The organism is uncultured Formosa sp. (assembly GCF_947500765.1).
GTDB lineage: Bacteria > Bacteroidota > Bacteroidia > Flavobacteriales > Flavobacteriaceae > Formosa.
Window position 1 is genome coordinate 1 of the sequence record NZ_CANMTH010000001.1, and the last position, 13,902, is coordinate 13,902.

Genomic DNA, 13,902 nt, shown 5'->3' on the forward strand with positions numbered 1-13,902 from the left:
CCTGTTGCTGCAATTCCTGTATCTGTTGTTCCAATGAACCAATTACCATTTATTCCAATAGTTGGCGTTAATCCATCTGTTCCAGCAGCACCATCTGCACCCGCAGCTCCTGTTGCTGCAATTCCTGTATCTGTTGTTCCAATGAACCAATTACCATTTATTCCAATAGTTGGCGTTAATCCATCCGTTCCGTCAACACCGTTTATTCCATCAATACCATTTGTTCCGTCAGCTCCATTTAATGATGCTAACCATTGGACTTCCGTGCCTGTGAAACCACCGTCTACTGCAATTTCGTAAGCTGAAGCTCCATCTGCTCCCGCAACACCTTGCGCACCTGTGAAATCTGAAGTTGTAAATGTTGAGCCATCTGAATATGTGATTGTGAATGTGCCATCCCCATTATCTACCGTTGAAGTAATGCCTACTCCATCGGCTCCATCTGCTCCTGATAAATTTACCGTTGTAAAAGTTGAACCATCTGTATAAACAATAGTAAACGTACCATCGCCGTTGTCTGTGGTTGAATCTATTCCGACTCCATCTACACCGTCTGTTCCATCTGCTCCCGCAACACCCTGTGCACCTGTAAAATCTGCAGTCGTAAATGTAGATCCATCTGAATATGTGATTGTGAATGTGCCATCTCCATTATCTACCGTTGAAGTAATGCCTACACCGTCAGTACCATCTGATCCTGATAAATTTACCGTTGTAAAAGTTGAACCATCTGTATAAACAATAGTAAACGTACCATCGCCGTTGTCTGTGGTTGAATCTATTCCGACTCCATCTACACCGTCTGTTCCATCTGTTCCAGCAACACCTTGTGCACCTGTAAAATCTGGAGTTGTAAATGTTGAGCCATCTGAATATGTGATTGTAAAGGTACCGTCGCCGTTATCTACCGTTGAAGTGATGCCTACGCCGTCTGTTCCATCTGCTCCTGATAAATTTACTGTGGTAAAAGTTGAACCATCTGTATAAACAATAGTAAACGTACCATCACCATTATCTGTTGTTGAATCTATTCCAACGCCATCTACACCGTCTGTTCCAGCAACACCTTGTGCACCTGTGAAATCTGAAGTTGTAAATGTTGAGCCATCTGAATATGTGATTGTGAATGTGCCATCCCCATTATCTACCGTTGAAGTGATGCCTACGCCGTCTGTTCCATCTGCTCCTGATAAATTTACCGTTGTAAAAGTCGATCCATCTGTATAAACAATAGTAAACGTACCATCACCGTTATCTGTTGTTGAATCTATTCCGACGCCATCTGTTCCATCTGCACCAGCAACACCTTGTGCACCTGTGAAATCTGAAGTTGTAAATGTTGAGCCATCTGAATATGTGATTGTGAATGTGCCATCTCCATTATCTACCGTTGAAGTAATGCCTACACCGTCTGTTCCATCTGCTCCTGATAAATTTACCGTTGTAAAAGTTGAACCATCTGTATAAACAATAGTAAACGTACCATCGCCGTTATCTGTTGTTGAATCTATTCCGACGCCATCTGTTCCATCTGCTCCATCTGCACCGGCAACACCCTGTGCACCTGTAAAATCTGCAGTCGTAAATGTAGATCCATCTGAATATGTGATTGTGAATGTACCATCTCCATTATCTACCGTTGAAGTGATGCCTACGCCGTCTGTTCCATCTGCTCCTGATAAATTTACCGTTGTAAAAGTCGATCCATCTGTATAAACAATAGTAAACGTACCATCACCATTATCTGTTGTTGAATCTATTCCAACGCCATCTGTTCCATCAGCTCCATCTGCACCAGCAACACCTTGCGCACCTGTGAAATCTGAAGTTGTAAATGTTGAGCCATCTGAATATGTGATTGTGAATGTACCATCTCCATTATCTACCGTTGAAGTAATGCCTACTCCATCGGCTCCATCTGCTCCTGATAAATTTACCGTTGTAAAAGTTGAACCATCTGTATAAACAATAGTAAACGTACCATCACCGTTATCTGTCGTTGAATCTATTCCGACTCCATCTACACCGTCTGTTCCATCTGCTCCCGCAACACCCTGTGCACCTGTAAAATCTGCAGTCGTAAATGTAGATCCATCTGTATAAACAATAGTAAACGTACCATCGCCGTTGTCTGTGGTTGAATCTATTCCGACTCCATCTACACCATCAGCTCCCGCAGGACCATTTGCTAAATTAATAGTTATCTGATCATTATTTTCATTAAAGTAGGTTATTGTACCATCTCCATTATCAACAATAGTTGTTATCGTTTCTAGGTTCTTAACCAAATTAGTCATATCTAATGCAGTAACATCTCCATTTTCATCTTTATAATCTAAAGATTTTCCATCGTCGTTAAGACTAAGAAACGTTAATGTTTCCACATTACTATTTGTTATAATTTGTACATCTCCATTCTCATCAATGTAAGAATATTGATTATTAACCACGTCCCAATACACAATGTTATCTGGTAAATCCTGCTTTGCCAAGAATCTTACCCAACGATCTTGATACCAATAATAATATCCTGGACTTATTCCTGTGGAAGTATTTGTATTATAAACCAACAAACTTTCAATATTTCCTGCGGAAATAGTAGTTTGATCTGTTAGACTAGTTAAAGGTACTTGCGGTATTAAAACCCCCTTATTACTAGATACAATTTCTAACTGCGTCGACGAATTTGGCATATCTGTACCGATCCCTACTTGAGAGTAGGTAACATGAGCCGTAAATAAAATGAGTAATAGTAAAATTTTTTTCATAAAATCTGGGTTATTTTGACTTATCGCTTTAACAGGTTTTGCTTAAAATAAAATGGCTATTCGATAAATTAATAGCAATTAAAACACATTTTATCAGGCATAAAAACCGTATTTCTAATGTATTATTTAAATATTGTGTTAAAAATTTTACGTTTAGCTGTTTTCCTGAAAACAGATAATGTTTAAAACATAAAGCACTCAAAATCAAAAACTTAACACAAAAAGATAATTATGTTTTTTATAAATTTTAACTACATGTTTACGCTTTTATTCCTCTTAAAGACAAGAAAAAAAACGTTAAAAGAAACTGATTAAAGACAAAATTGTCTTATTTAATATAATACGTTAAAAATTATGTTAAACTATAAGCAATCTTAAAAAAAACAAGAGAGACATTTATTTTTTGATTTTTAAGATTATGGAGCATGAAATAATAATTGAAAATTAAATTTATGTAACATAAAAAAATCGATTCAATTTCTTTACACAAAGAATTAAATCGATTACATTATCATAAGTATGTATTAAGTGAAATTAAAAATGAAGAATTAAAATATGTATTTTACAGATCTTTAAAAAAGCATCTAAAACCTAAATATTATCATTGTTTTAAACATTAATCAAAAAAAATTAAAACACAAATAACTGTAGCTAAAACAACATTTTATTAGTTTTAACTACAGCTATTTTTAATTAACACCTAAGGAGATAGGATTAAGTTCTTTTAGTTTTCAAATTATTAATATAATATGAAGGTGAAGTCTCAGTAAACTTTTTAAAATTAGTAGAAAATTTACTGTGTGAAGAAAAACCGCATTCCTCTGCTAAGTAACTTATCTTATAATTTAAATAATCGGGATTTGTATTTAACTTATTTATTATATACAAAATTCTTAACCTATTTATATAGGTATTAAAATCTGAATCTTTATGATCCTTAAGTACTTGTCTAAGATATTTTATATTAGTATTAAGGTGGGCTACTAAAATAGCTGAAGACATATTTTTATCTAAAAACCGATTTGAAGCTTCAAACGCTTCTAATTTATCTAAAAGTATTTTTTCTGTTTTCTTTGAACAGGTTACACCTGGCACTTTTTTTTCTTTATCATTAAAGACATCATCTACATATTTGAATACTTTTTTTCTCTTATAATACACGCCTAAAGAAGGTATTACAATAAAAAATATAGTAGCAATAATATTTTTAGAGCCAGAAGATTCTTGAATTGGAGCTTCCTTTGGAAACTCATTAAGTTCATTAGATGCTTTATTTATAAGCATCCTGAGATGATCCTTATTTTCAGCAATAACTGTTTTATACTTACATCTATATAATTTAAAACTATCCGAAATTTCAGCGCGCTGATAATACTCTGCAGCGTTCTTATAAATTTCTTCTTTTATAAAATTATTACATTCTTGATTAGCTATCCGCAAACTTTTCTCGATATAAACCTTTGTACTATCTAGTTGCTTCTGTTCTAAATACAGTGTTACTAATCCGTTATATATACTTGTTTCTAGTAAAGGCTCTCCTAATGCCGATTGTTCAATAAACGAACTTGCTTTTGAATAATGAATAATTGCCGACTTATTATCGTTCAATTTAACGTAACATCTTGCTAATTTTTCCTCACAGTTTGCTAAATCAAAATATTTTATATTTTTATCCTTCTGCTTTTTCAAAATAAAAATAGCTGATTTTAAATATTCAATAGCATCTACAAGTTCTTTCGCTTCAATATTATATTCGACTAACTCAAGATTAGCCATAGTTATAAACCTTAAAGCATGTTCCTTGTTCTGTATTTTGGAACTCGCTGCAATACTTTCTGCTATCAAATATTTTCCTTTATCTACAAAGCCAATTTTTCTATATTGTCTAGACAAAAATGTATAAATTCTTGATTGCAAACAATAATTATTTTCAAGCTTAGCCATTTCTAAAGATCTTAAAGCGAAATCTATAGACTCGCCTCTTTTTTCTTCCTGTTCTAGAACAATACTCTTAAGCATTAAAGCGTACATTTTATTCTGATCACTTTCTGAATACATGAATAAAGAATCTGCAACACGCATAGAAACTAAAGAATTTTCAGACGAAACATCTAATGCGACACCTGAGCAGAAAGCCTTATTATACTTAGAATCTTTATCTTCTTGAAGATAAATTAAAAACGAAAAAAGAAATAGTATAGCATATTTCATGGGAGGTTGATTTGGTAGACATTCTTAAAGCTAAAGTTTTACAAAACAAAAAACAACCTTAAACCAATATATTCGATAAAGAACAATGATAATTAACAATAATTTCAAAATAAAATAACAAAAAAATTAAGAATTATTGAATTTAAGATTTATGATAAAAAATCAACAAAAATACGCCTCATGCGTACTTGCTTATTTTAAATAATGGGGAATTTTAATAAAACTGCTTATCTAATTTTGATACAATTAAATAAAAAACATCATGGAAGGTTTAATAAATTATATTTATAAATGAGATTTAAGGTAATTTGAAACTGGAGTTTTGGGTTATTTCATAGTTGTAATTATTAGCCAATCAAAATACAAATTACAACTAACACATTCTTGTGGTAAAACCGTAATTATACAGATATTTAATTATCGTTTTTTTTTATAATTTGGGTTTAAGGAAGGTTATAATTTAAATATAACCCTCCAATTAAAGCTAGTTTACGGTAGTATAATAAATTAACGCTAACAAAGTCTTCATTATATTTTGATAATTCTATTTCAAACCTCGTTAAATTATTACCTATTCTATCTCTAAAAACACCCCAAGAACGAGTATGAATCATCCTTTTAAAAGTTTATATAGAATGACTTCTTTTAAAGCTCTCTATCTAAACTGTTATTAACATAAATACAAAACCAAGCAAAATGTCGTATTATAATTTCTAAAATTATAAAGCTTACGTTTTTTTTTACAGATGAATTAATAATACATATTTCGACTATAAATAAAATTTTATTTTAGACGTTTTGATTAGCACTTTAGTCATCTTTCATAACCTCTAAACTTATAAATTAGAAACTTAAAATCAAACTTAAAAAAAAATCACTTTTTAAAAATAAAAAAAAGTGCAGTTCATCGAAAAATATTAAAAATCAGCATTTTACATTACGGAAAAACCGTAGTTTTTAAGAAAAAGAGTCTTTAAGACATGCTAAAACTTATAAAACAAAGAGAAATTACTTAAAAGAACAATGTCCTTGATTGGTTATAAATTTGTTTATTTAACCTTGATAAAACAATTTTTAAAACGGTATATATCGTTTAAATGTGTGATTATTTTTATTAAAGAATCATCTCACAAAAAGGGCTGACTTACAACTTCTGTAAAATTGCAGATTTCAATAATGTTTATATACCATCGTTTGAGATAGAAATTATAATAGAACTCGTATTTTTAGGTTATACTTTTAAGAATACTATATTCAAGACATAATGATAATAGTATGTAAATTATAAAAACAAAAAAGGGCTCAATCTCTTGAAACCCTTATTAACACTAGTGGAGAAGATGGGATTCGAACCCACGACCTCTTGACTGCCAGTCAAGCACTCTAGCCAACTGAGCTACATCCCCATAAAATTTTATTTAAAATATAATTTCAGAACTAAAGTGAGTTTTTAAAATTATGCTCTAAAAATACGTTTTTTTATCACATCTAAGTAAAAAATCCGACCTTCGTAACGTTATAAATTACTTTTAATTACAAAATACAACTTTTGGATAGATCTATATCTTTAAAACATATTAATACACTTGCGGTTCCTGCGATAATAGCAGGTATTAGCGAACCCATTTTATCGATAACAGATACTGCGATTATTGGAAATGTAATCTTAAATCCAACCGAATCTTTAGCGGCGGTAGGTATTGTTGGTACGTTTATTTCTATGCTAATTTGGGTACTCGGACAAAGCAGAAGTGCCATTACCGCTATTATTTCTCAATCTGTTGGAGCGAATAAATTAGATGCTGTTAAAAATCTTCCTGCTCAAGCTATATTTTTAATTACCTCGTTAAGCATAGTTATTATACTGGTAACTTACCCTTTAGCCGAATCAATTTTCAGACTCTACAATGCCTCGGGACTCATTTTAGATTACGCCCAAGAGTATTATAAAATTCGAGTATTCGGATTCCCTTTTACACTCTTCACATTTGCCATTTTTGGTGCCTTCCGCGGATTACAGAACACGTATTACCCCATGATTATTGCTATAATCGGATCGGTTTCTAACATCATTTTAGACTTTGTTTTAGTCTACGGCATTCAAGATTACATTCCCGCAATGCACATAAAAGGAGCGGCTTACGCAAGTGTTATCGCACAGCTTATTATGGCTGTAATAGCAGGTTACTATTTGTATAAAAAAACAGACATTCCTTTAAAACTTACCTTGCCTTTTAGTAAGGAAATCAAAAAGTTCTTGCTAATGATTCTTAATTTATTCATTAGAACATTAGCACTAAACACAGCATTATATTTTGCAAGTTCGTACGCTACTAGCTACGGTAAAAACTATATCGCAGCCTATACTATTGCCATTAATATTTGGTTTTTAGGTGCGTTTTTAATTGATGGTTTTGCAAGTGCAGGAAATATACTTTCAGGAAAATTATTCGGAGCCAAACGCTCAGATTTATTAATAAAACTAAGCAATAAACTTATTGTTTTAGGTATTATTACAGGGATCATTTTAGCAGGAATAGGATGGTTATTTTACGAACCTATCGGACGTGTTTTTACGAAACAACCCGAAGTTTTAGATGCGTTTTATAGTGTTTTTTGGATTGTTTTAGTCATGCAACCTTTGTGTGCATTAGCTTTTATTTTCGACGGCATGTTTAAAGGTTTAGGAAAAATGAAATACCTAAGAAATGTACTTCTAGCTTCAACCTTCTTGGTTTTCATTCCAACATTACTCCTATTCGATTATTACAACTATAAACTATATGCCATTTTTATCGCCTTCACACTCTGGATGGCTGCACGTGGCTTACCATTAATTATAAAATTTAGACAACTGTTTTTAAAACCCTAATTAACAGCTTAATATAAGTTCAAATATATCTTGATTTAATAAATTGTTGTAAATCACACTACTTTACGACTTATCAAAAAAATATCGTAAAATTTGAAGTGAACAGACCGTTAAATTTCAGGTTATTTGAGCTAAACTGATTTTTTTGGTTCATTTTTTTAGCAATGAAAAAAATGAATATCCCTATTATCTCGGATAAACATTAATTATAGTTCTTAAAATCTAAAAATCACTTAAATTTAACCTCGATTAAAATCCACGACATGATTCCACTTTTACAAGACTTAAACATAGAAGACAAAATAAAAAACGCACCCGATTCTAGTTACGAAATCGGGATATTTATTGGCTCTATGGCTCCTTTTGTAGTGTTGGTTATATTAGCGTATGCTTTATTTTATTACAACAAGAAAAACAATACAGACTTATGAATATATTAAACTTTTTAAGCGGAAACGGACTCTTTCTAGTACTTGCTATAATACTCGTTATTATTTATATTTATAACCGTAACAAAGGCAGACGCAAATAATTTATCTTGTTTTTAACCAGCCCGTAATACTTAAACGTTGCGTATTAACAGGTTTCACTTCGTGCTCTAAAATCTGACTTTCAAAAATAACAACACGGCCAGGAAACGGATAAATTATTTTTTCGACGGCAACACCATTTTCATTCGTGTAAATAACCAATTCGCCACCATTTTCAGGTTTCCAATCTTCATCATTCAAATAACATACAAACGATAATTTTCGCCTATCATCATTCTGAAACGTATCTAAATGCCGCTTATAAAACGTCCCTTTAGGGTAAATGGCATAATGAAACTCTTTATGTAAAAGCCCTAAAAAACAGGTTCTATTTAAATAGGTAACTAAGTCATTTATCTTATTAAAAAACAAGGTTTCTGCCGCATTTATACACTGCTCATCTATCCATAAAATCACATCACCACGAATGGATTTTACTATCGTTTCATTTAAACGGTTTCCAATAGCAGCCTTTTTAAAAGCATCTTCTTCCGATTTTAAAAGAATTGAATCACGAAGTTTCGACACTTCATTGACATCAAAAAAATTATCTACAATACTGTATTGCTGACTCAGAAGATCATCTATAATCTTCTCGTATAACGGATGTTCAGCAACGACCAAATCTTCGAAAAGAGCGGTCATTAAAGGAATATTTTCATTTTAGTTAACGCTTTGTATTTTAAAAACTTACTTCGTTTTTAGCACAAAAAGTGCGCAAATGTAATCTAAAAACAAATTGCTTTTACAAATTCGGTACCTTTGCACTGTTAAAAAATCAAATCATGAGTAATATTCGAATTACCAAACAATTTACTTTCGAAACCGGACACGCCCTTTACGGCTACGACGGAAAATGCAAAAACGTACACGGCCACAGCTACAAACTTTCGGTTACCGTTATCGGAAAACCCATCACAGACAACACCAACGTAAAATACGGGATGGTTATAGATTTTGGCGATTTAAAAGCTATTGTAAAACGTGAGATTGTAGATATCTTCGACCACGCCACTGTATTTAACAAAAACACACCACATATCGAGCTGGCAAGAGAACTAGAAAAACGCGACCACAATGTACTATTGGTAGATTATCAGCCTACCAGCGAGATGATGGTTATAGATTTTGCTGCAAAAATAAAAACCTATTTACCAAGCCATATTGCATTACACTCTTTAAGGCTTCAGGAAACAGATAGTAGCTTTGCAGAATGGTATGCAAGCGATAATTTATAGGGCGTTACCCTACGCTAAGCTTCGGGTCAGGCTTTCGCAAGTCGCTTTTTAAATGCAAAAACGCATTAAAAAGAGCTCCAACAATTGCTCTATCCTTAACGCTCATTCGAACCAAGAACAAACTTTTATATTTACAGCATGCAAATTCCAGAAGGCAAAAAAATATACTTCTCGTCAGATAATCATTTAGGCGCACCAACACACGAAGACTCACTACCGCGTGAGAAAAAATTTGTCGCTTGGCTAGACGAAGTTAAACACGATGCCGCAGCTATATTTTTACTAGGCGATTTATTCGATTTTTGGTTCGAATATAAAACGGTAGTACCTAAAGGCTTTGTAAGAACTTTAGGAAAACTTGCCGAAATACGCGATTCTGGAATTCCCGTTTACTTTTTCGTGGGTAATCACGATTTATGGATGGACGATTATTTCCAGAAAGAACTTAATATCCCAGTTTATCATAAACCTAAGGAGTTCACCTTCAATAATAAAACCTTTTTAATAGGTCATGGAGACGGATTAGGCCCTGGAGATAAAGGCTATAAACGCATGAAAAAAGTGTTTACCAGTCCGTTTTTTCAGTGGTTATTCCGCTGGTTACATCCAGATATTGGCGTTAAAATAGCCCAATATATGTCGGTTAAAAACAAACTGATTTCTGGCGATGAAGACGCTAAATTTTTAGGCGAATATAATGAGTGGTTGGTACAATATTGCAAACGTAAATTAGAAACCAAAGCTTACGATTATTTCGTGTTTGGTCACCGCCATTTACCTATGGAAATCTCTTTAAACGACACCGCTAAGTACGTTAATTTAGGGGATTGGATTGGGTATTACACGTATGGAGAGTTTGATGGCGAATTGATGCATTTAAAAAAACTTTAAAGCTTATAAATTACCTTAAACATAATAATTCTAGGTAAAATAAAGGTCTTCGTATCCGATATTAGAAACGAAGAAAAGCTATTATTCTGCTTAAATTGGGTATCAAATATATTAGATGCAGAAAGTTCAAAACCCCAAGGCTGATCTTCCTTTTGGTAAAATAAAGATGCATTTAAATTATCGAATCTGTTTTTTATTCCTGCAGCATCATTTCTATACAAATCGTAGTTATAATCGGCTTTAAAAATAAAATTATCTAAAAAATCATATTCTAGTTCCACAAGAATATTATCGTTTCCAAAGGTGGTTTCATCACCTAAAGCCGTATAAATATTAGCCGACTTTTTATAAGCTACCTTTAAATTTGGCACAGCTTTAAAAAGTGTTTCAATTCCCAGTGTACCGGAAATATTCTTAGAATTATTTTTATTCGTTTCCTCGTTTACAATCTGGTAAAAATTAGAATAACTTAATTGCGCATCGAACGAATATCGGATTTTATTTATTTTTTTTGATGCACCTCCAAAAAACATAAGTTCTTGTTCTGGTTGATTAAAAAGAATAAGCGAATTGTATTGATCTATCCCATCTAATTGCGTGATATATTTTAACGTTTTTTCTTTTATGTTATAAGACAGGTTCGCATTAATATTTAAACCTTTAAATAAACTAAATTTATAATAGCTTAACACAAGTCTGTGGTAAAGCTCGTTTTGTAAAGTTTCATTACCTTTAAATACACTACTAAAACTAGATAATATATAATTAGTAGCTAAGTTTTTAATTGTCGGAACATCTGCATTAAGGGTATATTTAAATCCAATAGTCTCGCTGTTATTTATATCCAATTTCACATCAAATTTTGGTAACAATACTCCTTTATTATGCGTAGTTCGCTCCGATTCTTGCCCCGTTTCCCAGAAGAAAAACTGATAATACGCTGCTGGTTTAATGGTTACTTTACCAATCATGAATTTATACTCTAACCCAAAGTATGTATCAATCATATTGTATCCAAAATCGTTATTAAAACCAGCATTAGAAAAGGAATTAATTTCGCCAGTAGACAACTGCTGTAAATCGCTGCTATAAAAATCGCTAAAAGCTAAATTTACGCCTACACTGGTGTATAAGTGATTAAAGTTATTAAGTACCCAATAGTCTTTTGCTAGCGCATTAAACGTATGCGTATTGAGCCTAACTGTTTGCTGAATATTATAAATAGCGTCGTCTTCTAACGGTAAAATATCTTGCAGAATCTCTTGATCTGTCAACCAATTGGTAAACGGCTTATCCTTAATAAAGGTGTAATTAGCTTCTAAAGTTCCGGTATGTGCTTTCGATAATTTACGACTATAACTTAAATTTTGCCTTAGCTGTAATCCGTCTAAAGCATCTAGGGTTTGTATCTGATTGTTTTGCGATGGGTTTTCTGTTAAAATCACTCCATCACTATCTGTTGTATTTAATTTTACAAAACTTGTGTAGGTAAAATCTTCATCGAAACTCGGTTCGTAATCTAAAGTTAATTTTCCTATCAAAAACTGGTTATTTAGTTCATTTGTCTCTGTTCTATTTTCAATAAAAGAGGTATCGTTATTTAAATAATCATTACTTGTAAGAACTTCGGTTTCGGTTTTACTATTAGAAGCAATAACATAAGCACTTAAGTCTGTAGATTCACTAACGGACTGTCTCATATTTAAAGCTCCAAATTGGTTGGTATTTGCTTTATAATCCTGAGCATCTATAAACGCAGATATATCGCTATTTTTTAAGCTACTATAGCCTCCAGAACGCTCTAGTAGTTTACTTACACCACCTTCAAACTCCATATAGTCATTAAACGTAAAACTTTTAACTCCTGTATTATTAACATCTCCAATAAAATTAACGTTCGTTTCTGGACTGTAATAAAATAAAGTAGGATGCACAATATAACGCTCCTTAAGACCTCCTCCAGCTTCAATCTCTCCAAAAACAAACTTCTTTTTGTCTTCTTTTAAGGTAATATTCATGGCCGTTTTATCACTATCTTCCAAGCCTTTAAGCATTGCAATCTCACTATAGTTTTCTAATATTTCTATTTTATCTACAGCATCGGCAGGAATATTATTAACAGCCAACTTACTACCGCCATTAAAAAATGCCTTATTCTCGACCATAACTTTGGTCACCTTTTTTCCGTTTGCAGTAACATTACCAGCCTTATCAACTTCTATTCCTGGCAATTTTTTAAGGACTTCTCGTAGTTTACGCTCTTCCCCAGTTACAAATTTATCGGTAAGGTAAATTATAGTATCTTTTTTTACGGTTACTGGGGGCGTGTAGTGTAATTCGACCTCATCTAATACATTTGGGTTGTCTTTGAGTTTGAAGTCTCTTACAAGCTTTGTTTTATCTGTAGTAGCTAGGTCTACAACCTTAGGTGAATATCCTAAATAACTAATGGTAACTTCGTAATTTTGATTAGCTTCTAATTTTATTTTGAATGCACCATTTTGATCTGTAATTCCAAATTGTACAGCGACCTGATCGGCTTTAGGTACCGCTAACAAATTAGCATACTCTAAAGGATTGTTAAGACTATCTGTAACTTGACCTGAAAACGCTATGGTTTGGGCGTAAGTAGCACACCCTATTAAAACAAATAGAATTGTTACTTTTAACTTCCTAAAAAGATTAACTTTAGTCTTTAAATATGCCTCCAAATTTCTCCTTATACGCTTCTGCAGTAATTAATACCCCTTCTGGTTTTTCTATTTCAAATGCATGTTCCTTACGATTAATAGACACTTTAGTCGCTGTAAAAACAATATGAGGGTTTTCTAAAAGCAATATTACCCCAGGAAGACCTTGATAATAACCTGGACCAAAACCAAGTGGTAGTTCTGGTGCATACCAAGCTATAGTAGGAAACTTGGTATTATTATTATTTAGTACTGCTTTAAAACATTTATACTTTCCAATTTGTTTAGATTCGTTTGTTAAAGTCCATTTATATAATCCGCTTTCTTTTTGCACCAAATAGGATTCTTGATCAGGACCTATAGTTTGTTTTAAAAACTCCTTTGTTTCTAAATTGTTATAAACCTGATTTTCAAAACCTGAAAAAATAGACGTAAGATTTATACCCGTATCTAAATCACTTCTCATAACATTCACTCCTTTAAAAAGCGATACCGATGACGTAAAAAGCAATTCAAGATTTACATCTTTGGCAGATTTTATTAACGCTGCAGTAGTTGGATTTTTAGTTTCCTTTTTTATATAAGAAGCTGTGTAAATAATTTTTCCATTTATGTTTTGGGCGTACAAACACGTCGTACATATTAAAGCAAAACATAATATAAGTGTTTTTAATTTTATCATTTTTAGTCTTTAAGAAAAGT

Annotated in this window: 9 protein-coding genes, 1 tRNA gene and 1 pseudogene; 4 read left to right on the forward strand and 7 right to left on the reverse strand. The window is 32.4% G+C overall.

Annotated elements, in window-relative coordinates:
* The 4 genes and pseudogenes from Q1B05_RS00005 to Q1B05_RS00020 form a co-directional block, all read right to left on the reverse strand.
* Positions 1-2,768: pseudogene (locus Q1B05_RS00005) on the reverse strand (hypothetical protein); the annotation flags it as partial.
* A gap of 714 nt (positions 2,769-3,482) precedes the next feature.
* Entirely contained in the window at positions 3,483-4,979 is a 1,497-nt protein-coding gene (locus Q1B05_RS00010; protein ID WP_299776440.1) for a helix-turn-helix domain-containing protein, read from the reverse strand.
* A 443-nt stretch (positions 4,980-5,422) separates the two neighbouring features.
* Entirely contained in the window at positions 5,423-5,593 is a 171-nt protein-coding gene (locus Q1B05_RS00015; RefSeq protein ID WP_299776441.1) for a hypothetical protein, read from the reverse strand.
* Between the two features lie 718 nt (positions 5,594-6,311).
* Positions 6,312-6,385, reverse strand: a tRNA-Ala gene (locus Q1B05_RS00020).
* Positions 6,386-6,528: 143 nt separating this feature from the next.
* Between Q1B05_RS00020 and Q1B05_RS00025 the strand changes: the two genes are divergently transcribed.
* Together Q1B05_RS00025 and Q1B05_RS00030 are read left to right on the forward strand one after the other, a co-directional pair.
* Positions 6,529-7,851, forward strand: coding sequence for an MATE family efflux transporter (locus Q1B05_RS00025; RefSeq protein WP_299776442.1), 1,323 nt, complete (start codon positions 6,529-6,531; stop codon positions 7,849-7,851).
* A gap of 263 nt (positions 7,852-8,114) precedes the next feature.
* Positions 8,115-8,282 carry a hypothetical protein gene (locus tag Q1B05_RS00030; RefSeq protein WP_299776443.1) on the forward strand — a complete coding sequence of 56 codons (168 nt, stop codon included), beginning with the start codon at positions 8,115-8,117 and terminating at the stop codon, positions 8,280-8,282.
* Positions 8,283-8,384: 102 nt separating this feature from the next.
* On the opposite strand, the gene Q1B05_RS00035 is transcribed toward Q1B05_RS00030, so the two are convergent.
* Positions 8,385-9,026, reverse strand: a complete 642-nt coding sequence (locus Q1B05_RS00035; protein ID WP_299776444.1) for a 2OG-Fe(II) oxygenase — start codon at positions 9,024-9,026, stop codon at positions 8,385-8,387.
* Positions 9,027-9,166: 140 nt separating this feature from the next.
* On the opposite strand from Q1B05_RS00035, the gene Q1B05_RS00040 reads away from it, so the two are divergent.
* Both Q1B05_RS00040 and Q1B05_RS00045 read left to right on the forward strand, forming a co-directional pair.
* Positions 9,167-9,619, forward strand: coding sequence for a 6-carboxytetrahydropterin synthase (locus tag Q1B05_RS00040; protein WP_299776445.1), 453 nt, complete (start codon positions 9,167-9,169; stop codon positions 9,617-9,619).
* 138 nt (positions 9,620-9,757) lie between these two features.
* Positions 9,758-10,510, forward strand: a complete 753-nt coding sequence (locus Q1B05_RS00045) for a UDP-2,3-diacylglucosamine diphosphatase (RefSeq protein WP_299776446.1) — start codon at positions 9,758-9,760, stop codon at positions 10,508-10,510.
* On the opposite strand, the gene Q1B05_RS00050 is transcribed toward Q1B05_RS00045, so the two are convergent.
* A complete protein-coding gene (locus Q1B05_RS00050; protein ID WP_299776447.1) occupies positions 10,507-13,221 on the reverse strand; it encodes a carboxypeptidase regulatory-like domain-containing protein in 2,715 nt (904 codons plus the stop codon). The two genes, Q1B05_RS00045 and Q1B05_RS00050, sit on opposite strands and share 4 nt — an antisense overlap.
* On the reverse strand, positions 13,199-13,882 hold the full coding sequence (locus tag Q1B05_RS00055; protein WP_299776448.1) for a GLPGLI family protein: 684 nt from the start codon (positions 13,880-13,882) through the stop codon (positions 13,199-13,201). The genes Q1B05_RS00050 and Q1B05_RS00055 overlap by 23 nt, the downstream gene beginning before the upstream one ends.
* Positions 13,883-13,902: the final 20 nt, after the last annotated feature.